At 67.2% G+C, this 21,002-nt stretch carries 16 protein-coding genes; 5 read left to right on the top strand and 11 right to left on the bottom strand.

Annotated elements, in window-relative coordinates; translation table 11 throughout:
* The 3 genes from QP457_RS19735 to QP457_RS19725 are packed head-to-tail and all read right to left on the bottom strand — an operon-like array spanning window position 1 to window position 4,766.
* Window positions 1-2,205, bottom strand: a complete 2,205-nt coding sequence (locus QP457_RS19735; RefSeq protein ID WP_205405209.1) for a hybrid sensor histidine kinase/response regulator — start codon at window positions 2,203-2,205, stop codon at window positions 1-3.
* On the bottom strand, window positions 2,206-4,104 hold the full coding sequence (locus tag QP457_RS19730) for an EAL domain-containing protein (RefSeq protein WP_205405208.1): 1,899 nt from the start codon (window positions 4,102-4,104) through the stop codon (window positions 2,206-2,208). It abuts the gene before it with no gap.
* Between the two features lie 44 nt (window positions 4,105-4,148).
* Window positions 4,149-4,766: a DUF4126 domain-containing protein gene (locus tag QP457_RS19725; RefSeq protein ID WP_205405207.1), complete on the bottom strand. Its 618-nt coding sequence runs from the start codon at window positions 4,764-4,766 to the stop codon at window positions 4,149-4,151.
* Between the two features lie 178 nt (window positions 4,767-4,944).
* On the opposite strand from QP457_RS19725, the gene QP457_RS19720 reads away from it, so the two are divergent.
* The 5 genes from QP457_RS19720 to ampE all read left to right on the top strand — a co-directional run bounded on the left by QP457_RS19720 (window position 4,945) and on the right by ampE (window position 8,638).
* On the top strand, window positions 4,945-5,688 hold the full coding sequence (locus QP457_RS19720) for a DUF6776 family protein (protein WP_089237352.1): 744 nt from the start codon (window positions 4,945-4,947) through the stop codon (window positions 5,686-5,688).
* Window positions 5,689-5,692: 4 nt separating this feature from the next.
* A complete protein-coding gene (locus QP457_RS19715; protein ID WP_089237350.1) occupies window positions 5,693-6,157 on the top strand; it encodes a polymer-forming cytoskeletal protein in 465 nt (154 codons plus the stop codon).
* Window positions 6,158-6,188: 31 nt separating this feature from the next.
* Entirely contained in the window at window positions 6,189-6,581 is a 393-nt protein-coding gene (gene erpA / locus QP457_RS19710; protein WP_025874631.1) for an iron-sulfur cluster insertion protein ErpA, read from the top strand.
* 142 nt (window positions 6,582-6,723) lie between these two features.
* Window positions 6,724-7,656 carry an NAD(+) diphosphatase gene (gene nudC, locus QP457_RS19705; RefSeq protein WP_089237348.1) on the top strand — a complete coding sequence of 311 codons (933 nt, stop codon included), beginning with the start codon at window positions 6,724-6,726 and terminating at the stop codon, window positions 7,654-7,656.
* 94 nt (window positions 7,657-7,750) lie between these two features.
* A complete protein-coding gene (ampE, locus tag QP457_RS19700; protein ID WP_191077718.1) occupies window positions 7,751-8,638 on the top strand; it encodes a regulatory signaling modulator protein AmpE in 888 nt (295 codons plus the stop codon).
* Window positions 8,639-8,975: 337 nt separating this feature from the next.
* On the opposite strand, the gene QP457_RS19695 is transcribed toward ampE, so the two are convergent.
* From QP457_RS19695 to QP457_RS19660, 8 genes are all read right to left on the bottom strand, one after another.
* On the bottom strand, window positions 8,976-9,401 hold the full coding sequence (locus QP457_RS19695) for a DUF2752 domain-containing protein (protein WP_089237343.1): 426 nt from the start codon (window positions 9,399-9,401) through the stop codon (window positions 8,976-8,978).
* A gap of 43 nt (window positions 9,402-9,444) precedes the next feature.
* Window positions 9,445-9,729, bottom strand: a complete 285-nt coding sequence (locus QP457_RS19690; protein WP_100462178.1) for a CD225/dispanin family protein — start codon at window positions 9,727-9,729, stop codon at window positions 9,445-9,447.
* 33 nt (window positions 9,730-9,762) lie between these two features.
* Window positions 9,763-10,050 carry a CD225/dispanin family protein gene (locus QP457_RS19685; protein ID WP_089237339.1) on the bottom strand — a complete coding sequence of 96 codons (288 nt, stop codon included), beginning with the start codon at window positions 10,048-10,050 and terminating at the stop codon, window positions 9,763-9,765.
* 196 nt (window positions 10,051-10,246) lie between these two features.
* A complete protein-coding gene (locus QP457_RS19680) occupies window positions 10,247-12,136 on the bottom strand; it encodes an MFS transporter (RefSeq protein WP_191077719.1) in 1,890 nt (629 codons plus the stop codon).
* A gap of 145 nt (window positions 12,137-12,281) precedes the next feature.
* Window positions 12,282-13,079 carry an SDR family oxidoreductase gene (locus tag QP457_RS19675; protein ID WP_205405206.1) on the bottom strand — a complete coding sequence of 266 codons (798 nt, stop codon included), beginning with the start codon at window positions 13,077-13,079 and terminating at the stop codon, window positions 12,282-12,284.
* A 129-nt stretch (window positions 13,080-13,208) separates the two neighbouring features.
* Entirely contained in the window at window positions 13,209-15,386 is a 2,178-nt protein-coding gene (yccS, locus tag QP457_RS19670; RefSeq protein WP_100462181.1) for a YccS family putative transporter, read from the bottom strand.
* A gap of 183 nt (window positions 15,387-15,569) precedes the next feature.
* On the bottom strand, window positions 15,570-17,627 hold the full coding sequence (locus QP457_RS19665) for a TonB-dependent receptor (RefSeq protein WP_205405205.1): 2,058 nt from the start codon (window positions 17,625-17,627) through the stop codon (window positions 15,570-15,572).
* Between the two features lie 249 nt (window positions 17,628-17,876).
* Window positions 17,877-20,999, bottom strand: a complete 3,123-nt coding sequence (locus tag QP457_RS19660; protein WP_205405204.1) for an efflux RND transporter permease subunit — start codon at window positions 20,997-20,999, stop codon at window positions 17,877-17,879.
* Between the last annotated feature and the right edge of the window lie 3 nt (window positions 21,000-21,002).

Here is a 21,002-nt window from a genome sequence, read left to right as displayed (position 1 = left end):
TCAGCGGGCCTGGCCGGCGAGATAGCCGGTCAGCGCCACGCGTGCGCGGGCGAACTCCGCCACCAGCAGCGCTACTGCCACGGCAGGGCGCTGCAGGCTGCCACTGCGGGCTTCGTGTTCGATCCGCCGCGCCACTGCTGACAGCGACAGCGCACCGACGTTGGCACTGGAGGATTTCAGGCTGTGCGACAGCGCCTGCAGGCGTTCGATGTCGTTGCCCTGCGCTGCCTGCTGCAACTGCTGCACCAACTGCGGTGCGTCTTCCAGGAATACCGTCACGATCTGCGCAGCGGCATCGCCGATCACCGCGTGCAGCTCATCCAGCACGCTGCGATCAAGCACCGGCTGTGGAATCGGGATCGAGCGTGCTCGTTCATCGCGCGGGCCTTCGCCGTCGGGCGCGCTCGGCGCTGCGGGCAATTGCACAGGTTCCGGCAGCGCTGCATGTGCGCGATCCGCGGATGCCTGGCCCCAACGTTGCAGCAACGCATGCAGCGCCTCCCGCGCGATCGGCTTGGACAGATAGTCGTCCATGCCTGCCTGCAGGCAACGTTCGCGATCACCCGCCATGGCATTCGCAGTCATCGCGATGATCGGCAGCCGCGTGCGCCCCGCATCGGCTTCTTCCTCGCGCCAGCGCTGTGTTGCGCCGTAGCCGTCGAGCACCGGCATCTGGCAGTCCATCAGCACGACGTCGATTCCACCTTCGCGCAACAGTGCGAGGGCCTGCTCGCCGTCGGCGGCGTTGCGCACCTGGCACTGGAAGACCCGCAGCAGGTGCTCGGCCACCATCCGGTTGACCGTATTGTCCTCGACCAGCAGGACACGCAGATCCAATGACGGCAGCATGGCGGCCGGCTGTGCGTCTTCGGCGTTGGCCAGCAGCGCTGCCGGACGCGCGATGGCGGTTGGCTGCGCCAGCAGTGCGTGCAGGGCGGCATCGTTGAATGTGCTGTGCAGCTGCTGCTGGCGCGGTCGCAGCGTGATCGGATCGTCCTGCAGCCACAGTACCTGCAGCGTGTCGTCGGCACCGCGCTCGGCCAGGGCCCGCTGCAGGGCCGCCTCGCCATTGCGGCGTTGGCGCGCGTCGATCAGCAGCCATGCCGGCGTGCTCTGGCCCGGACGTGGCGCTGCGCGCAGGCGTTCCATTGCCTCATCGATGCTGGCCAGCAGCTGTACCTGCAGGCCGTGGTGCGCGGCGATGCGTTCGACGCGTAGCTGCAGCTGCGTATCGGCGGTGTACAGCAGCAGCGCTGCCGGCGAGCGTGCCAGCGCCGGCAGATCGCCGGGGACCTTCAGCAGCGGTATTTCGAACCAGAAGGTTGCACCCTGTCCCGGGGTGGACCGCACGCCGATGTCGCCATGCATCAGGTCGGTGATGCGCTTGCAGATGGCCAGGCCCAGGCCGGTGCCACCGTAGATGCGGGTGGTGGACGCGTCGGCCTGGCTGAAGGACTGGAACAGCCGCGCCTGCTGGGCCTCATCGATGCCGATGCCGGTGTCGACCACTTCGAAACGCAGCTGGTGCTGGGCGGGGCCTTCGCCCAGCCGCTGCACGCGCAGCTGCACCTGGCCACGTGCGGTGAATTTGATGGCATTGGCCAGCAGGTTGCCCAGTACCTGGCGCAGGCGCACCGGGTCGCCGCGTACCGGCAGGCGCACGGCCGGATCCAGTTGCAGGCTCAGCGTCAGGCCCTTGGCTTCGGCGGCGCGCTGCAGCAGCTGCACCACGCCGTCGAGCAGCTCGCGCAGGTTGAAGCTGGTGATCTCCAGTTCCAGTGCCTGCGCTTCCAGTCGCGAGTAATCGAGGATGTCATCGACGATGCGCAGCAGCTGCTGCGAGCTGGCCGAGGCAGTGGCCAGCATCTGCCGCTGGTCCTCGCCGAGTGGACCACGGGCGATCAGCTCCAGCATCGGCAGGATGCCGTTGAGCGGCGTGCGGATCTCATGGCTCATGGTGGCCAGGAACTCGCCCTTGGCCAGCACCGCCGCTTCGGCCGCCTGCTTGGCCTGCAGCAGCTGATGTTCCAGCTGGCCCTGGCGCTCGGTGGTGCGCCGCAGCTGGTCGCGCTCGCTGATCAGGGTGATGCGGTCGCGCTGCAGTACCGCCAGCGCGTGACCGCGCGAACGCAATCGCAGGCCCTGTACCAGCAGGGCGATGATGGCCAAGGCCAGCACCGCCAGCAGCGCGACCGTCGATGCCACTCAGAGCACCGCGTTGTGGAAGTCGAAGTTCAGGTCGCTGCCGGCCGACTGCACCATGTTGCCCTGGATGTAATCGACACCACCGACCCACATCGCGGCCGCTGCCTGCGGATCCTCGATCTGCTGGCCGATGATCTGCAGGCCGGCTGCATGCGCCTGCTCGATCGATTGGCGCAGTTCTTCGCGCGTATCCGGGTTGGAGTGGCTGCTGGAAAAGCGTGCGGCCATGCGCACGAACGACAGCGGCAGCTGGGTGAGCAGGGCCAGGGCTTCGCTGCCCGGTTCGAACTGGCTCAGGCAGAAGCGCACGCCGACGCTGGCCATGCGCTGGCAGAACTGCTGCAACGGCACGGTGTGGATCAGCGCATCGGGCAGGCGCACGTCGATCACCAGCGCGCTGCCGGGCAGGCGGCGTTGCTGCAGCGATTCCAGCAGCCAGTCGGCGAAGGCATCGCGCTGCAGGGTACGCAGCGACTGCGAAACGAACAGGTTCAGCGGTTGGGTGGCATGGCGATACAGGTCGAGCAGGCCCATCGCATGCTCCAGCACCTGCTGGTCGAGGTCGGCGATGCGGCCGGCAGCTTCGGCCGCCGGAATCACCTGGCCGGCGGTCAGCACGCTGCCATCGGTCCGGCGCAGGCGCAGCAGCAGCTGGTACTGCGCGCTGCTGCCGCCGGCGACGGCGACGATCGGCTGGTAAGCGAGCTCCAGCTGGCCTTCCAGCAGCGCCAGGTGCTCCTGCTCGGTGGTCACCTGGCGGTGCACGTGGCCCGCCACACCGGCGCTGAGCAGGCGTGCCTGCAGGGTGGTGCGTTCGACCGCTTCCAGGGCGCTGCTGGCATCGTCGAAACCCGGCGACAGCGGCGCGTAGCCGACCACGCCACGCAGGTGCACCGATTCGTCGTCGCGGATCACGAAGGCGCGCGCGGACAGCTGCTCGCGCAGGGTGCCGGCGATCGCTTCCAGGCTCTCCTCATCGGTGTTGCGTGCCAGCAGCAGGAAGCTGTTGTCGTTCAGGCGCGCCAACAGGTGCGGATGGCCGGCTTCGGCAAGGCGTTGCCCGGCCTGCACCATCAGCCGCTCGAAGGCCGCGTAGCCGTAGCGCTCGCGCAGGCCCAGCGCGCTGGAGATTTCCACGAAGAACACGCCACCGCGTTCGTGCTGGGCAAGCGTTGCGTTGAGCTGCTGCAGCACGTGGTGGCGCGTGGGCAGCCCGGTTTCCGGGTTGCTGGTCGCCGGTGCGCCGTTGGCACCCGGCAGGGTTGCGGCCTGCGCGCGTGCGCGGCGGATACGGTTGGCCACCGCGGCGATCAGGTGGCGCGGCCGGATCGGCTTGCTCAGGTAATCGTCGGCGCCGCAGTCGAGCACTTCGAACTGGCGCTCCGGGTCCGGATCGCCGCTGAGGAATACGATCGGCAGCAGCTGCATGCCGGGCTGCTGGCGGATCATCGCGGTCAGCCGCATGCCATCCAGCCCGGGCAGGTGCAGATCCATCAGGATCAGGTCCGGGCGTTGCTCGCGGATGGCCTGCTGCACGCCATCGGCGTCGCCGAGCACGATCGCCTGCATGCCGGCGCCATGCAGCACGCTCTGCGCGAACAGCGCCTGGGCACGGTCGTCTTCGACGATCAGCACGCGGTAGGGCGAGTCGGCGTCGACAGGCGCCATGTCATTGTTGCCCGCCTCTGGCAGTGCTGCGGCGGAGGGCAGCGGCGGCGGAGCAGCCAGTCGGGTACCGTCGCTGGGTGCTGACGAGGCCGGCATCTGCACGGTCGCTGACGGCGGTGCCTCGGCAGGCGTGGCCGCAGCCAAGGGGGCGGCCCAACGTTGCCAATGATCGGCCGGAGGGGTTTCAGCGCGTCCCGGGCGGGGGCCCGTGGCGGATTCGTTTGCGGCCATCGATGCTCCTGGTGTTCGTGGCCATTATGCGACAAGCCCGCCGATCAGCCGGTACCGGGTTGCCGTTGTCCGTCGTCGCTGCCGCCACGTGCCAACCAGCGCACGCTTTTCCACAGGGTGCGCCAGACCAGCCAGACCAGCAATGCACCGGCCAGGCTGCAGGCCAGCACCACCACCAGCGCGATCCATGGATGCGCCAGCGCGAGCGCCAGCCCGCCGATCACCACGGTATCTTCGGCCGCCGAGGCGATCCAGTTGCTGGCCGGCTCCGGCGATGTGTTGAGCAGGGCGCGGGTGCCGGCCTTCAGGCCGTGGCTGGCCAGTGCAACGCCCGCGCCGGCCACCAGTGCACCGGTGCCCAGATCGCCATCGGGTGACAATGTCGCTGCTGCGAGGAAGGCACCGGCGGGTACGCGCGCCAGGGTCTGCACCAGGTCCCAGGCTGAATCGACGCCGGGAATCTTGTCCGCGAAGAATTCGGCGATGGCCAGCGCCGCCGACGTGCCCAGCACCCACCACGACTCGGTGGCCTGCAGTGCCGGTGGCAGGTCGACCCAGCCGAGCAGGCCGGCAATGCCGACGCCGAATACGGTGAGGTAGACGCGGATACCGGCCAGCCAGGCCAGCAGGATGCCGATCACGAACAGGTGGGCTTCGGTCATGGCGGGCTCCGGCGGCGGAACTGTGCGGGGTGCCACACTATCGACGATGGAGTGGCTGAATGCCACCGCCCGGTGCCGGCCGGCACGGGGGAAACCTGCCGTTCCTGTCATACACTAGCCCGTCGTTTGCCCCAGGGGCCGTACTGGCGTCGCCACTGCGATGCCACGGAGACTACCCATGAACAACCGCCCTCCCATGCGTGTGCAGGTCCGCCTTCCCGGTGCCCCGCAACCACCTGCCGACCGCCGTCGCCTGCTGGTGATCGCGGGCATCTGGCTACTGAGCCTGGTGCTTGCGGTGCTGGGTGGCTGCTGGCTGGGTGCGCCGCGCGGTGAACAGGGCCAGCGCGTGCAGGTTGCCGAGAAGCGCGCCGATACCCTGCAGACCCAGTTGACCGAGCTGCAGCAGAAGCAGGCCACGCTGGAAGCGTCGGACCGCATCAGCCGCGCCGCCAACAACGAAGTGCAGTCTTCGCTGGCCGAGCGCGATGAAGAGATCGCTGGCCTGCGTGCTGACGTCGCCTTCTACGAACGCCTGGTGGGCTCGACCAGCCAGCGCAAGGGCCTGAACACCCATTCGATTGAATTCAGCCCGGAATCGGCCGGCACCTGGCAGTACAGCGTGGTGCTGACCCAGAACCTCAACCGGGGGGCGATCAGCCAGGGGCAGATGCGTTTCACGGTGGAAGGCGTGAAGAACGGCAAGCTGGCCACCATCAGCTGGGACGAGCTGCACCAGCGCAGCAAGGTGCCGGGACAGGATTACTCGTTCCGGTACTTCCAGCAGCTCACCGGCAGCGTGATGCTGCCGGCTGACTTCACCCCGCAACGGGTGAAGGTGACATTGGGGAGTGGTGCGGGGGGCACCACGCAGGTATTCGACTGGAAACAGGCCGGCGCACCGGCCAGCAAAGGGGAGTAGGCAGATGTTCGGAAGCAGCAAATCCAGCCGTGATGGCCAACTGGTGGTGGATGCCCTGATCGGCAACCAGGTGGTGATCCGTGGCGATGTGGAATTCAGTGGTGGCCTGTACGTGGAAGGTCGCATCCACGGCAAGGTGATTGCCCAGGAGGGCGCCAGCGCGGCGACCCTGACCCTCGCCGAGCACGGCGTGATCGAAGGCGAGATCCGTGCCCAGGTGGTGGTCATCAGTGGCCGTCTGGACGGCGACGTGCATGCCACCGAGAAGGTCGAACTGACCCCGAGTGCCCGGGTCAACGGCAACGTTCATTACCAGGTAGTGGAAATGAATGCGGGCGCCCAGCTGAACGGCCGGCTGATCCATGCCAGCGCCCCGATGCAGGCCCTGCCAGCGCCGGAGAGCCAGGACGCCGGTGACGGCAAGGGCGACACCGCCGCGCGCCGCAAGCTGGCCGAGGCGATGGCTTGAAAGCCACCGCCTGCGCCCCCATGCTGAGCCCATGAACACGCTCGTCTCCCTCCCCGGCGCCACGCCGGCCGCCGCGCCCGACTACCAGTCGCTGGATCGGCCGCTGAACTTCACCGAGGCCGCTGCGGCCAAGGTCAAGGAACTGATCCAGGACGAGGGCAACCCCGACCTGTCGTTGCGCGTGTACATCGAGGGTGGCGGCTGTTCGGGCTTCCAGTACGGGTTCGAGTTCGATGAGAACCGTGCCGGCGATGACCTGGCGGTGCAGACCAGCGGGGTCACCCTGCTGGTCGATCCGCTCAGCCTGCAGTACCTGATGGGCGCCGAGGTGGATTACACCGAGAGCCTGACCGGTGCGCAGTTCGTGATCCGCAATCCGAACGCCAAGACCACCTGCGGCTGCGGCAGCAGTTTCAGCATGTAATTGCAGGGCGTGGGGCATGCGCCCCGCGCGGTGCCTTCGGTAGATCCACGCCATGCGTGGATGGCCTGTCCTGCAACCACAACAGCAGATTGCGCACAGCGCCGACCTTGCCACCCGCATCGATTGGCGGCAGGCTAGCTGGATGCTCACTTCTCCTTCGCCGCTTTCCGGTTTTGCCTTCGTGGGTGAACCGTTGGAGCGCGCCGATGCCATGCGCGAAGATGCCGATGCTCTGGCGCGCCTGTGGCCGGATGCGCGCATTCTTGTCCTGGACCAGGACGGCACCGCCTTCACCGGTGATGACGACCAGCCGTTGGCGCTGACCGGCGCTGATGTCGGTGGCGGGCCCGGTGTCGCCATCTTCCTCGGCCTGCGTGGCGAGCAGGCGTGGTTCTCGGTGGAAGCTGCCAGCGTGACCGTCACCGCCCCACGCCGCCTCGATCTGCGCCAGGCCGCACTGCTGTGGACCGTGGCCGATGCCACCGCCTTCAGCTATGCCCGCGGCATGTCCTACTGGCAGTCGCGCACCCGCTTCTGCGGCGTCTGCGGCACGGCCGTGACGTTCGCCCGTGGCGGCTTCGTCGGCCGCTGCCCGCAGTGCGCGACCGAGCACTACCCGCGCGTTGATCCGGCAGTGATCGTCGCCGTGGAAAACCAGGGACGGCTGTTGCTGGGCCGCCAGTCCAACTGGGCGCCGCGCCGCTATTCGGTGCTGGCCGGCTTTGTCGAGCCGGGCGAGACCTTCGAACAGACCGTAGCGCGCGAAGTGCACGAAGAGAGCAAGGTGCGGGTGACCGCCTGCCAGTACCTGGGCTCGCAGCCCTGGCCGTTCCCCGGTGCATTGATGGTCGGTTTCCGGGCGCAGGCACAGGACGACGTGCCGACCGTGGATGGGGAGCTGGAAGACGCGCGCTGGTTCAGCGCCGAAGAGGTGGGAGCTGCCCTCGCACGTGACGTCGAGGACGATGGTGAAGGCATCCGTCTGTCGCCGCCGATCTCCATTTCGCGGGGCCTGATCGAGCATTGGTACCGCCAGCAACCGGCGTCCGGCGGCGCCAGCATTGCCGCCACCTGAACACGCTGCCGGTTACAGTACGGTTCACCGCTGACGGCGGCGCTGCGACAGGTAAGGTAGCGACGCCGAACGCTTGCTCGTAGGGAGACCTGCCATGTTCACCACCCTGGTCGCCGTGTTGGTGGCACTGGCCCTCGGCCATGTCGCCCCGGCCGCTGCCGCGTCGCTGCGCCGTTTCGACGGCTTCCGGCGCTGGCTGGGCTGGCTGGACGCGCACGGTGGTCGGGCCTGGCAGGGGGCCGCCGGCGTGGCGCTGGCGATCGTACCGCCACTGCTGCTGATGGCACTGGTCGCCTGGCTGCTGCGCGGGGTGCTGTTCGGCCTGCCGGCGCTGCTGCTGGGCGTGGCCGTGCTGGCCTGGTGCTGGGGCCCGCGGGATCTGGACCGCGACATCGAAGCAATCATCGATGCCGACGATGCACCGACCCGGCAGGCGGCGGTACGCAACCTGCAGTCGGCCGGTGGCAGCCTGCGCGAGGATGTTCCTTCGCTGGTCGAAGCGACCGTGCTCAACGCACTGCGGCGCTGGTTCGCGGTGCTGTTCTGGTTCCTGCTGCTGGGGCCGGTGGGTGCGCTCGGTTATCGCCTGCTGGCATTGATGGCGGAAAGCCCGATGCGTGCGCGCGTGCCGGTGGAACCGCTGGCGCTGGCGCAGCGGCTGCTGGGCTGGATCGAGTGGCCGGTGGCCCAGTTGATGGCGTTCTCGATGGCCCTGGTGGGCAACTTCGACACCGCCTGGAAGGCATGGCGCCAGGCGCATGGTGAGCGCTTGGCCGGCGACATTGGTTTCCTGGGCGCGGTGGCGCGTGCCAGCGTCAATGCCGAACTGCGCGAAGATGCACACGATTACACCGAAGCCGGCCTGCTGCCGGTGTGGCAGCGGCTGCCGGACCTGCGTGATGCGATGAGCCTGGTGTGGCGGATGCTGCTGCTGTGGCTGGCGGCGCTTGCCGTGCTGGTGATAGCAGGCTGGGTGACCTAGTTGCTTTGCAGGGCTTGCAGCCCCACCCCCGACAGATTCCGGCGGCTGTTGGTAGGTGTCGACCTTGGTCGACACGGTAGATCCACGCCATGCGTGGATGCAGAGCGAAGCGATCCGCTTCCGCTTTTGATCTTCTCTTTCTTTTCCGTGGTGGACGCGCACGGAAATTGTCTGTGGCCGGGCGGGTGGGTTGCGCAGGGGCGTAAGCGCCATGGATGGCGCGCCCGAGCCCCCATGGATGGGTTTACGGCGCCCCTGCGCAGCCCACCCGCCCGGCCAACCCCAACGGCTTCTGCCTTCAACGACCACCACGAGGGGCTGCGCCGTTGGCTGGAAACTACACCGGAGCCAGCGCGGTGAACGGCGCCCACGGCAGGTTGCGCAGCACGGCATAGCCCGGCAGCAGCCACAGCCAGAACGTGGGACTGGCCAGTACCCGCATCAGCGGATCGAGCACGCGCGGGCGCACGCCAGCCATGTTGAGCAGCATCAGGAACAGGAAGGGCAGGCTGATGACCAGCAACGGGTTCATCGCCATCGCGCCGGGCAGGTCGAAGTGGACCAGTGAATACAGGCAGCGCGTGCTGCCGCAGCCGGGGCAGTAGAAGCCGGTCAGTGCATACAGCGGGCAGCCCGGCAGCGGATTGCCGGAGACATACGGATTGACGTGGCGCAGGACCACGGCGGCACCCGCAGCCAGGCCGGAAGCGGCCAGCAGCGGGGCCCAGCGGGCCAGGCGGGAACGAGCGGGAAGTGCGGACATGCAGGAGCGGGATCCGGCGCGTGGCCGGACCCCGTCGCGGGCATCAGTAGCTGCCGTTGCCGCCGCTCAGGGCGCCCAGGCCGCCAACGGCCATGATCACGATGAAGTACAGCACCATGACGACGACGGCGGCGATGGCCGACCACATGGCCCACTTCTTGGCCTTGTCGGCCGAATCACGGGCACCGGCGACGTCGCCAGCAGCCAGCTTGCCGTTGACCTGGGCGGCGTAGACGATCGACACGATGCCGGCCGGCAGGCAGCAGAACAGGGTGGACAGGATGGCCCAGACCAGATTGTTGGGGACCTGCGGGGTACTGGTGTTCATGGTTCAAGCTCCTCGATGGGTGGTGGTGGTGAATCAAAGGTCGGATAGAGCGCCCAGCACGGCCAAGCCGCCGAACAGCCCGAACCACAACAGCAACAGGACCGGCAGGGCAACGGCCGAAGCCACTGCCCACCAGCCCGCCTTGCGCGACGCGCTGTAGGCCCCCGGCAGGTCACCGGCCGCGCGGCGACCATCGACCTGGGCGGCATACACGATCGACACCACGCCCAACGGCAGGCAGCAGAACAGCGTCGTCAGGATCGCCCAGACCAGATGGTTGGGGATGTAGACCGGACGGCTGAGCGGTGGCGGTTGATTCAAAGCAAGACTCCATTCCTTGGCGGTCGGCGTGTCGTAGACAGGCCGAACCTCCCCCCTGTGGGTGCGTAATCTACCGCAACCTGCGACGCATGTATGCGGTTACAGCCAGATCCCGTCGCCTTTGGTGCTTGACGGGACAAGAAAAAGCCGGCGCTTGGCGCCGGCTTTCAGGGCACGCTGCGGCGTGATCGGCCCCTCAGGCGAGATCGCCGCGCAGGGTGCGGACCTGGGCTTCCAGGGCGGCGGCATCGGTCGAATGGCCATCCACGGCCGGTGCCGCGACCACCTCTACGGTCGCCCGGAACCGGCGGGGCACGCGCATGCGGCCCAGGCGGGTATCGCGGCGGCTCCACATGCTCGACCACATGCCGCGCAGGGCCATCGGCACCACCGGCACCGGGCGGCGTTCGAGGATCTTCTCCACGCCGGATTTGAACGGTGCCATCGTGCCGTCGCGGGTCAATGCGCCTTCCGGGAAGATGCACACCAGCTCGCCCTCGGCGAGTGCGGCATCGACTTCATCGAACGCACGCTGCATCAGCGCAGGATCTTCGCGCGCACCGGCGATCGGAATCGCCTTGGCGGTGCGGAAAATCCAGCGCATCACCGGGATGTTGAAGATCTTGTAGTACATGACGAATCGCACCGGGCGCGGAATCGTCGCCGACAGGATCAGCGCGTCCATGTAGCTGACGTGGTTGCAGACCAGCAGTGCGGCACCTTCATCGGGTACGTTGCCCTCGATGCCATGCGGGCGCAGGCGATACAGCGTGCGCACCATCACCCAGCTGAGGAAACGCATCAGGAATTCGGGGACGATGGTGAAGATGTAGATCGCTACCACCGCGTTGGCGATGGCCAATGCCAGGAACAGCTGCGGGATGGTCCAGCCGAGCAGGCGCTGGGTGAGCAGGCCAAGTACCGCCGCTGCGACGATGAAGCCGGAGTTCTGGATGTTCAGCGCGGCGAACACGCGCGACATCTCCGATTTCGGCGTGCGGCTCTGGATCAATGCGAACAGCGGCACCACGAAGAAACCGGTGAACAGGCCGATGCCGAGCAGGTCGACGATGATGCGGATGCTGCCGGTTTGATGCACGAACTGGGTGACCGACAGGCCCTGCGCGGTGGCTTCACCGGCGCGTGCGAAGTACAGGTCCAGCAGGAACGCGGTCATGCCGAACGCGCCCAGTGGCACCAGGCCGATCTCCACGGTGCGTGCCGACAGCTTTTCGCACAGCAGCGAACCGACGCCGGTGCCGACCGAGAATAGCGCCAGCGCGAAGATGTACAGGGTGGGCTCGCCACCGAGGTTGGTGACCGCATAGGACGGCAGCTGCGCGGTGAGGATGGTGCCGACGAACCAGAACCAGGACACGCCGAGGATGGCGTTGCGTACCGATTTCTGTTTCCTGGCCATGCGCAGCACGGCCAGCGATTCGGGGATCGGGTTCCAGTTGATCTTCAGATCAGGGGCGCCGGCATCGACCTTGGGGATCATGCGCGCGGCCAGGTTGCCGCAGATCGCCAGCGCGATGACCGCCGTGGCAGCCACGATCGGGCCATGGGTGCCGGCCAGAGTGAACACCAGGCCGCCGACGATCATGCCGGTCAGGATCGACATCGACGTGCCCATCTCGACCAGGCCATTGCCACCGGTCAGTTCTTCCGGGCGCAGTACCGAGGGCAGCACCGAGTACTTCACCGGACCGAACAGGGTGGATTGCAGGCCCGTGCAGAACAGGGCCACCAGCAGCACCGGCAGGCTCTCGGTGAGAAAGCCCACCGCGGCCAGCGTCATGATCACGATCTCCATGGTGGTGGTGATCACGATCAGTCGCGATTTCTCCAGCTTTTCCGCGATCTGCCCGGCCAGGGCGGAGAACAGGAAGTAGGGCAGGATGAACAGCGCCGGCGCCAGGTTGGTGTAGAGCGTGCGCTCGCTCTCGGCAACGCCGAGGTAGAACAGCAGGCCGATGATCGCCTGCCGGTACACGTTGTCGTTGAAGGCACCCAACCCCTGCACGATGAAGAACGGCAGGAAACGGCGCTGGCGCAGCAGGGCGAACTGGTTGTGACCGGACATGGAACCTCCTTGGACCGGCGCAGCCTAGCATTCCTGCCCATCTGTCGGGACCGTGGCGGCATGCATCCACGCATGGCGTGGATCTACTCAGACCCCCTGGGTACGGACGGTGGGTGCGGACCGTTGGTCCGCACACCTGAGAACCTCAGACGATATCGTCGACCACGCCGCCGTCGACCCGCAACGCTGCGCCGGAGGTGGCCGACGCCTGCGGCGAGGCAAGGTAGACCACCATGCTGGCCACTTCCTCGACCGTGGCCGCGCGCTGGATCACCGACGCAGGACGATGGGCCATCACGAACTCACGGCCGATCTGTTCCAGCGGCTTGCCGCTACGCGCGCGTTCTTCTTCGAACATCGTTGCGAAGCCGTCGGACAACGTCGGGCCGGGCAGCACCGCATTGACGGTGACGCCGCTGCCGGCCACGCGCTTGGCCAGGCCGCGCGACAGCGACAGCTGCGCAGTCTTGCTGACGCCGTAATGGATCATGTCGGCCGGAATGTTGCGTGCCGATTCGGAGGAGATGAACAGCACGCGGCCCCAGCCGGCGTCGACCATCGCCGGCAGCAGGGCGCGCGACAGGCGCACGCCGGACATGACGTTGGTCTGCCAGTACTGCTCCCAGGTGGCATCGTCGGTTTCGAAGAAATCCTGCGGGCCGAAGATGCCGGCATTGTTGACCAGGATGTCGACCTTCCCCGGCAGGGCGGCCAGCAGGGTGTCGACACCGCTGGCGTCGGACAGGTCGGCAGCCACGCCCAGCACGTTGGCACCGGGAAGGGCAGCCAGCAGGCGCTGGCGCGCGCGTTCCACGCTGTCGGCGCTGCGGCCATTGAGGATGACCTGCGCACCGGCGGCGGCGAGCCCCTGCGCGATGGCGTGGCCGATGCCAGCGGTGGAGGCGGTGACCAGCGCGGTGCGGTCGTTGAGTTCGATCTTCATGGGGGAGATCCTGCGTGGGCGACACGGCAGTATCGGCGCCGGGGCGTGATCGGAATGCCGCTGTGGACGCAACACGATGTTGCACGGCCGTCAGCCGTACCCGTAGATCCACGCCACGCGTGGATGCCGTCAGCTCAAACCACGCACCGCGCCATTCGCCGCCGCTCTCACCTTCGGCAGCATCCGCAGCACCAGCGCCATCTGCGTGCGGATCAGCTGCAGTTTCGGCGGCATCGTCTCATCGAGCTGTTCCAGTTCCGCCGCCACCGCACGATCGGCATCGTTGTCTTCTTCCGACACCGGCTGCTGCGCAGTCAATGCCGACGCCAGCTGCTGCAGCGCTTTGCGCACCCGCTCGCCAGCGGCCAGCGCCAGTGGATCACCCGCATAGCTGTCGACCTGGTCGCGGTGCGCACCCAGCGCCGACAGGTGCCCGAGCAGGGTGTTGGACAACGCCAGGAAGTGGAAACCCGAATCGAGGTTGCGACGCACGTGGCCCGGTTCGCGCAGCATGTTCGACAAAGCGGTGGACAGTGCGGCATCGGCGTTGTGCATGTCGCGGCGGGCGATGCGGTAGGCCAGATCGTCGCGCATGCCGCTGCGGTACTGACCCAGCACCGATTCCAGATAACGGGCGGCGGTATCCAGCACCCGCGCCAGCACGCGGTGCAACTGTCGGCCCTGCCAGTCCGGCAGGATCAGGAACGCGGCGGCGGCTGCGATCGCGCAGCCGAGGATCGTATCGACCATGCGCGGCACGATCAGTACGAAGCCGTCGCCGATCAGGTTGAAGCAGGTCAGCGCCATCACCGTGATGGCGGCCGAGGCGACCAGATAGCGGTCGGTACGGGTGAAGAAGAACAGCAGCGCCGACAGCAGCGCGATCAGCAGCTGGATCTCCAGCCGGGGGAACAGCTGCAGCAGCGCCCAGGTCAGTACCAGGCCGGCCAGCGTGCCGACGATGCGCTGGGCCAGGCGCTGGCGGGTGGCGCCGAAACTGGGCCGGCACACGAACACGATGGTCAGCAGCACCCACGAGCCGTTCTGTGCATTGAACAGACGGATGGCAACGAAACCGGCGATCAGTGCCAGCGCCATGCGCAGGCCATGGCGGAACAGCACCGAGCCCGGGGTGAGCTGCTGGCGCAGGCGCACGCCCATTTCGCGCAGGGTGTGCGGGTTGCTGTCGCGCAGACGGGTGTCGACGTTGTCCAGGCTGGCTTCGGAACGTTCGGCATCGAGCAGGCGGCGCTCGATGCTGCGCAGGTTGTGCACCAGCAGGTCCAGCGAGCCGAGCAGACGCTGCCACTGCGGGCGTTGCTGGTCGCGCAGGTAGGTCAGCGCATCGGCCAGGTCGCGCCCAGCCTGCTGGTTGCTCTCGCCGTAGACGAACGGGCGGCGCAGCCGGATCGCTTCGCCCAGCCGTGCACAGGCCTGGCCCTGCAGGTCCAGCAGGCGCTGGCAGCGGTACAGCACGTCGCTGTGGAAGAACGCATCGACCAGCGCGCCGTACGGATAGTGGGAGGAGCTGGCGCGCTCATGGAAATCCTGTGCCATGTAGTACAGGCGCAGGTACAGGCCGGAGTTGACGCCGGGCCGGCCGGAGCGGCCAAAGCGTGCCAGGATCGCCGTCTTCGCTTCGTTCAGCGCACCGACCACGCGGCGGTTCTGCTCGGCCAGGTCGAGCTGGCGGCGCTGCAGGTCCGCCTCGCGCACGGGTTCGAACAGAGCGGCCTTGAGCTGCAGGTAACGGCCCAGTTCCACGTACAGGCGCGCCACGCGCTCGCGCACCGGCCGGTTGGCGAACAGCGTGGTCCACAGAATCGACAGCAACCCGTACCAGACCGCGCCCGCCAGCAGGTGGCTGACCGCATCCAGCGCACTGTGCAGGTCGTGGGCGCCATGCTGCTCCAGGCCGATCATGGTGTAGATGGCCAGGGTGACGGTCGCCTGGGCGATGGACGCGTAGCGCTCGCCGAGTGCACCGAGCAGTGTCAGGCCGAACGTGGACAGCGCCAGGGCCGTGATGAAGATCCACGGCCAGGGGAACAGCCAGATCACCGAGGCCGCCGCCAGGCAGAAGCACAGCAGCGACAGCAGCACGGCCTTGGTCCGGCCCCACCAGTTGTCATCGGTCTCGGCAATGGCGCTGGCGATGATGCCCAGGAACACGCCGGGCAGAGCGGTCAGTGCATCCAGGTGCCAGCACACGGCCAGGGCCGCTGTCAGGGCAATGAACACCCGCAGGCCATAGCTGGCCTTCTCGTGGGCCCACAGGCGGCTGAGGCGGGATTCGCGTGCGGACATGCAGGCTCGGCGGAAGGATCGACCTCCATTATTGCGGGCCGCGCGTGAAATGGTAGATCCACGCCATGCGTGGATGATTTTCCGCTCGATGCCAGGTAGTGCCAGCCGCTGGCCGGCTCCTCATGAGCCCGGACGAAGGTGCGAGGAGCCGGCCAGCGGCCGGCACTACCGTTTGCCGGTTGCTTACATGTCGAACCGCACGCTCAGCGCGAAGGTGCGCGGCAGGCCGACGCCCGCATTGGACCAGTACCTGCGGTTGGCCAGGTTCTCCACGCTGGCACGCAGGGTCACCGGATGGCCGGAGGCCAGCAGGCGGTAGCCGATGCCGGCATTGACGAGCGTGTAGTCGGGCAGCTTCAGGGTGTTGTCGGCGTCATACCAGACATCGCCGTAGTAGCGCACGGCGGCATAGGTCTCCAGCCCGTCCACCCACGGCAGCTGGTAGGTGGCGTGCAGCACGCCGCTCCAGCGTGCAGCACCGACGGTGCGGTTGCCTTGCTGCGCCGCGCTGCCCGGGGACAGCTTGTCGTAGGTCGGGTCCAGCCAGGTCACGCCACCGCCGACGGTCAGCGCATCGGTCAGGTGCAGGTCGGCGCTGGCTTCGATGCCTTCGTACAGGGTGATGCCATCCTGCACCAGGCGCTTGCCTGCATCGGTCAGCTGATCGATGTTGGCGCCGCGCTCCAGGCGGAACGCAGCGACGTTCGCGTTCCAGCGATCCGCTTCAACCTTGGCGCCGATCTCGTACTGCTTGCTGATGGTGGGGTCGAGCACATCGCCGGCATTGACGTAGCTGTTGCCCACGCGGCCGCCGGCTTCCAGCGACTCGATGTAGCTGGCATACAGGGTGACGGCCTCGCTGGGCTTGAACATCACCGCATAGGTCGGGGTGACCGGATAGGTGTGGTACGCGCCCTTGGTCTCGAAATCGTTGTAGCGCCAGCCGGCCAGCACCGACCAGCCATGGCCGAGGTCGACGGTATCGCTGACGAACACCGCCTGCTGCACGGTCTCGTCACCGCGGCTCATCACCCGCGAACCGACTGCGTCGTGGCGGATGTCATGGCGCTGGTACAGGTTGGCGCGGCCGATCAGGCTGAACTCGTAAGGACGGTCCCAGCCCAGCCCGGTCTGGTGGCTGACGCCGGCCACCAGCTGGTGCCGCAGCGGGCCCGTGCCGAAGCTGCCCTGCACCAGTGCCTGCGCCAGCTTCCACTCGCTCTTGCCGCCGAGTTCGTAGACATTGACGTCGTAGTCGCCGTTGAGGTCATCGATGTAGGCGAAGATCTTGTTGACGTCGTTCCACGAGGTGGTGACGCCATAGCTCAGGCTGGCCTTCCAGTCGCTGTTGATCTGCCAGTTCAGTGCGGTGGACAGCAGGCTGGAACGGGTGTCGTAGTAAGTGCCAGGCACGCTGTTGTCGACATCGCCGGCGATCGGCCGCGGCAGCGACGTCAGGCCACGGAAGTAGTACTGCGGTGATTCCTCGCGCAGGTCGCGCGACTGGAATACGCCGTCGAAGGTCCAGGTGAGCGCATCACTCAGGCGCGCGTCCAGCGACAGCGCGCCGACCTTGCGATCGACATGGCCGCCGTTGAAGGTTTCGCCCTTCTCCTGGTACGCGTTGAAGCGGTAGCCGAACATCTGCTCGTTGCCGAAGCGGCCACCGACGTCGATGCCGCCGCTGACGATGCCCTGCTCGCGCCAGCCGAGCTGGGCGGAGAAGGTCGGTACTTCGGTCGGCTTCTTGGTGATGTAGTTGACGATGCCGCCAGGTGCGCCGAAGCCGTACAGGAACCCACCGGGGCCCTTCAGCAGATCGACCTGTTCCATCACTTCCAGCGGCCATTCGGTGCCCCAGGACGAGACCTGCAGGCCGTTGACCCGGTAGCTGTCGAAGTTCAGGTCGATGCCGCGGTTGCGGATCGGCGAGCTCCAGCCGCTGGCATACGCGCTTACCTGCGTGGTGACCGAGGGGTCGAGCAGGAAGGCTTCGCCCAGCGACACGACCTGGCGCTGTTCGATCTGCTCACGGCCGACCGCGGTGATCGCAAACGGGGTATCACGCAGGGCGCGATCGCCCAGGGCGCCAGCCTCGGTGTGGGTACGCTCGGCGATGACCTTGACTGCGTCCAGATCGGTGGCGCTGCGGGATTCGGCCGGGGATTCGGCGTGGGCAGTGCAGGCGGCGGACAGCGCTACGGCCAGCACGGCCAGGCGGGGGGAGCGGATGGGCAACATCGATGGAGATCCTCGGCGGGCGGCCACGGGCCATCCGCCCATGCAGGGGGGAAAGGTCGGTGGCTGGGATCACACAGGCGTGCCGGCAACGGCAGCGGGGCGCCGCAAGGGGGCGCAGGACCATGGCTGGATGAGAATTGTTCTCTTTTCGTTACAGCGCGTCAAATGCCATCGGGGTGCGGACCAACGGTCCGCACCCACCAGAGGCAGGTGTTGCAGTAGATCCACGCCATGCGTGGATGGGCCTTGCTACGCCCGCTGCGCGCGCCTGAGCAGCTTCGCTTCACGCCTGCGCGCGCGCCGCGCCTTCCAGCGCTCGGCCAGGCACGAGAAGATCACGTACAGCGCCGGCGTGCTGAGCAGGGTCAGGCTCTGCGAGAACAGCAAACCACCGATCATCGCGATGCCCAGCGGGCGACGCAGTTCCGAACCTTCACCCAGGCCGATCGCCAGCGGCACCGCGGCCAGGATCGCCACCATCGTGGTCATCATGATCGGGCGGAAACGCACGATGCTGGCTTCGCGTGCCGCCTCGCGCGGAGTCAGCCCATGTTCGCGCTGCGCCACCAGGGCGAAGTCGATCATCATGATCGCGTTCTTCTTGACGATGCCGATCAGCAGCACCAGCGCGATCATCGAGATCACCGACAGTTCGGTGTTGGTGCCGAACAACGCCAGCAACGCACCCACGCCGGCTGCCGGCAGCGTGGACAGGATCGTCACCGGGTGGATCAGGCTTTCGTACAGGATGCCCAGTACCAGATAGACGGTGAGGATCGCCGCCAGTACCAGGATCAGCATGTCGCTGGGGTCGGAGTTGAAGCCGAAGCCCGCGTCATCGGCCAGGCGGATGTCGCCGGGCATGCGCATGCCGGCCACGGTGCTGTCGATGATGGCCTTGGCCTCGCCCATGCTGACGCCGGGGGCGAGGTTGTAACTCAGATCCATCGTCGTGTACTGGTTTTCATGGGTGATCTGCGAGGGCGCCAGGCCCGGCGCCTGTCTGGCCACCGCGGTGATCGGCACCATCTCGCCGTTGCGTGCGCGCACATGCACTTCGTCCAGCGCCGCGGGCGTGGCGGTCTGCGATGGCAGCGCATTGACCACCACGCTGTACTGGTTGATGTCCGAGTAGATGGTGGAGATCTGGCGCTGGCCGAAGGCGCCGTACAGCGCACCGTCGATGGCGCCGACCGAGATGCCCAGGCGCGCGGCCTTGGCACGGTCGATCTCGATGTTCTGGCGCAGCCCGGCATTGTCGACGTCGGTGCCGACATCACGCAGCTTCGGGTTCTTCTTCAATGCCGCCTGCAGCTTGGGCAGCCATTCCTGCAGCGCGGCCAGATCGTTGCCCTGCAGCGAGACGCGGTACTGCGCGCCCTGGCTGTTGCCGCCACCATCATTGCTGGGCAGGTCCTGGATCGCGCGCAGGCGCAGCTGCAGGTCCGGGTAGCGGTCAGCCTTCGCACTCAACCGCGCCAGTGCATGCGCTGTGGTTTCGCGACGGCCTTCCTTGCGCGACTTCAGTTCGACGTTGAACTGTGCGCTGGAGCCCTGGCGGCCACTGCCCAGGCGTACGCCCACGGTCTTCACCGCCGGGTCGGCCATCAGCATGTCGGTGATGCGCCGCTGGCGGCTGACCATGTCCTCGAAGGACACCGTCGCACTGGAGTTGGCGCGGCCCCAGATCAGGCCGGTGTCCTGCGGCGGGAACGCACCCTTCTTCACCGCACCGAACAGGAAGATGGTGACGCCGATCAGGATCAACGGCGTCAACGACAGCAGCAACGCATGGCGCAGCGAGAAATCAAGGAACACGGTGTAGATGCGCAGCATCCGCTCGTGACCGGCATCGAGCCAGCGGCCGAAGCGCGATGGTGCCGCCTTCTGGTCGTGTGCGCTGAGGAAGCGGCTGCACAGCGCCGGGGTCAGCGTCAGCGAAACGATCATCGACACCACGATCGCCGCCACCAGGGTCACGGTGAACTCGCGGAAGAACGCGCCCATCATGCCGCTGGCGAACAGCAACGGGATGAACACCGCCACAAGCGAGGCGGTGATCGAGACGATGGTGAAGCCGATTTCGCGCGCACCGGCGAAGGCCGCCTGCATCCGCGGCATGCCCTCGTCGAGGTGGCGCATGATGTTCTCGATCACCACGATCGCATCGTCGACCACGAAGCCGATCGCGATCACCAGCGCCAGCAGGCTCAGGTTGTTCAGGGTGAAACCCATCACGTACATCACCAGCGCGGCACCGGCCAGTGACAGCGGCACGGTGACCGCAGCGATCAGCGTCGGTGCCAACCGGCGCAGGAACAGCGCCATCGTCAGCACCACCATCGCCAGGCTGATCAGCAGGGTGATCTGCACTTCATGCAGCGACGACCGGATGGTCGGGGTGCGGTCGAAGTAGGGCGTCATCGTGGTGCCCGGCTGCAGGTAATCGCGCAAGGCGGGAATCTGCGCTTTCACCCGGTCCACGGTCTCGACGATGTTGGCGCCGGCACGGGTGAACACATACATCACCACGGCCGGTTTGTGGTCGAACCACGCGGCCTGGTAGGCATCCTGCTGGCCGTCGTAGACGTTGGCGATGTCCTTCAGGCGGATCACCCGGCCATCGCCCTGGGTCTTCACCACCAGATCTGCGAAGTCGGCGGCGCGGGCGACCGAGTCGTTGGCGATGATCGCGGTGGTGGTGTTGCCATCGCTGAGGAAGCCGGTGGGCGAGGTCACGTTGGCCGCGCGCACGGCATTGCGCAGGTCGTCGGCGGTCAGTCCCAGCGCGTTCATCAGGCGCAGGTTGACGTCCACGCGCACCGCCGGCGTCGAGGCACCGGCGATATCCACCGAGGCGACACCACCGATCTGGCGGATGCGCTGGGCCAGCAGCGAGTCGGCGACGTTGTACAGCTCATCGGCGGACTGCGTCTGCGACGTCAGCGCGATGGCGATCACCGGGTCGTCGTTCGGGTTCGCCTTCTGGTACATCGGCGAGCCCATGCCCGAGGGCAGGTCGGCCTGCGCCGAATTGATCGCTGTCTGTACGTCCAGCGCAGCCGAATCGATGTCGCGGTCGCTCTGGAAGATCATGAACACCAGCGAGCTGCCTTCCGAGCTCGACGAGCGCATGCGGTCGATGCCCGGCAGCTGGCCGAGGTGGCGCTCCAGCGGCGCGGTCACCGTGGAGGCCATGGTCGCTGCGTCCGCACCGGACTGGCTGGCGTGCACGAAGATCACCGGGATCTCGATGTTCGGCAGTGCCGACACGCCGAGCCGCAGGTAGCAGATCACGCCGACCATGAACAAGCCGATGGCCAGCAGGGCAGTGCCGATCGGACGGCGGATGAAGGGGCCGGACAGATTCATCGT

The sequence above is a fragment of the Stenotrophomonas sp. As-7 genome (assembly GCF_030291015.1).
Lineage (GTDB): Bacteria > Pseudomonadota > Gammaproteobacteria > Xanthomonadales > Xanthomonadaceae > Stenotrophomonas > Stenotrophomonas lactitubi.
Note: the sequence above shows the minus strand (reverse complement) of the source record. Positions and strands in the feature narration are given on the sequence as shown.

Coding starts and splice junctions, on each gene's coding strand:
- QP457_RS19730 (WP_205405208.1), bottom strand. CDS start 4,104: ATGGCCGCAAACGAATCCGCCACGGGCCCCCGCCCGGGACGCGCTGAA.
- QP457_RS19725 (WP_205405207.1), bottom strand. CDS start 4,766: ATGACCGAAGCCCACCTGTTCGTGATCGGCATCCTGCTGGCCTGGCTG.
- QP457_RS19720 (WP_089237352.1), top strand. CDS start 4,945: ATGAACAACCGCCCTCCCATGCGTGTGCAGGTCCGCCTTCCCGGTGCC.
- QP457_RS19715 (WP_089237350.1), top strand. CDS start 5,693: ATGTTCGGAAGCAGCAAATCCAGCCGTGATGGCCAACTGGTGGTGGAT.
- erpA (WP_025874631.1), top strand. CDS start 6,189: ATGAACACGCTCGTCTCCCTCCCCGGCGCCACGCCGGCCGCCGCGCCC.
- nudC (WP_089237348.1), top strand. CDS start 6,724: ATGCTCACTTCTCCTTCGCCGCTTTCCGGTTTTGCCTTCGTGGGTGAA.
- ampE (WP_191077718.1), top strand. CDS start 7,751: ATGTTCACCACCCTGGTCGCCGTGTTGGTGGCACTGGCCCTCGGCCAT.
- QP457_RS19695 (WP_089237343.1), bottom strand. CDS start 9,401: ATGTCCGCACTTCCCGCTCGTTCCCGCCTGGCCCGCTGGGCCCCGCTG.
- QP457_RS19690 (WP_100462178.1), bottom strand. CDS start 9,729: ATGAACACCAGTACCCCGCAGGTCCCCAACAATCTGGTCTGGGCCATC.
- QP457_RS19680 (WP_191077719.1), bottom strand. CDS start 12,136: ATGTCCGGTCACAACCAGTTCGCCCTGCTGCGCCAGCGCCGTTTCCTG.
- QP457_RS19675 (WP_205405206.1), bottom strand. CDS start 13,079: ATGAAGATCGAACTCAACGACCGCACCGCGCTGGTCACCGCCTCCACC.
- yccS (WP_100462181.1), bottom strand. CDS start 15,386: ATGTCCGCACGCGAATCCCGCCTCAGCCGCCTGTGGGCCCACGAGAAG.
- QP457_RS19665 (WP_205405205.1), bottom strand. CDS start 17,627: ATGTTGCCCATCCGCTCCCCCCGCCTGGCCGTGCTGGCCGTAGCGCTG.
- QP457_RS19660 (WP_205405204.1), bottom strand. CDS start 20,999: ATGAATCTGTCCGGCCCCTTCATCCGCCGTCCGATCGGCACTGCCCTG.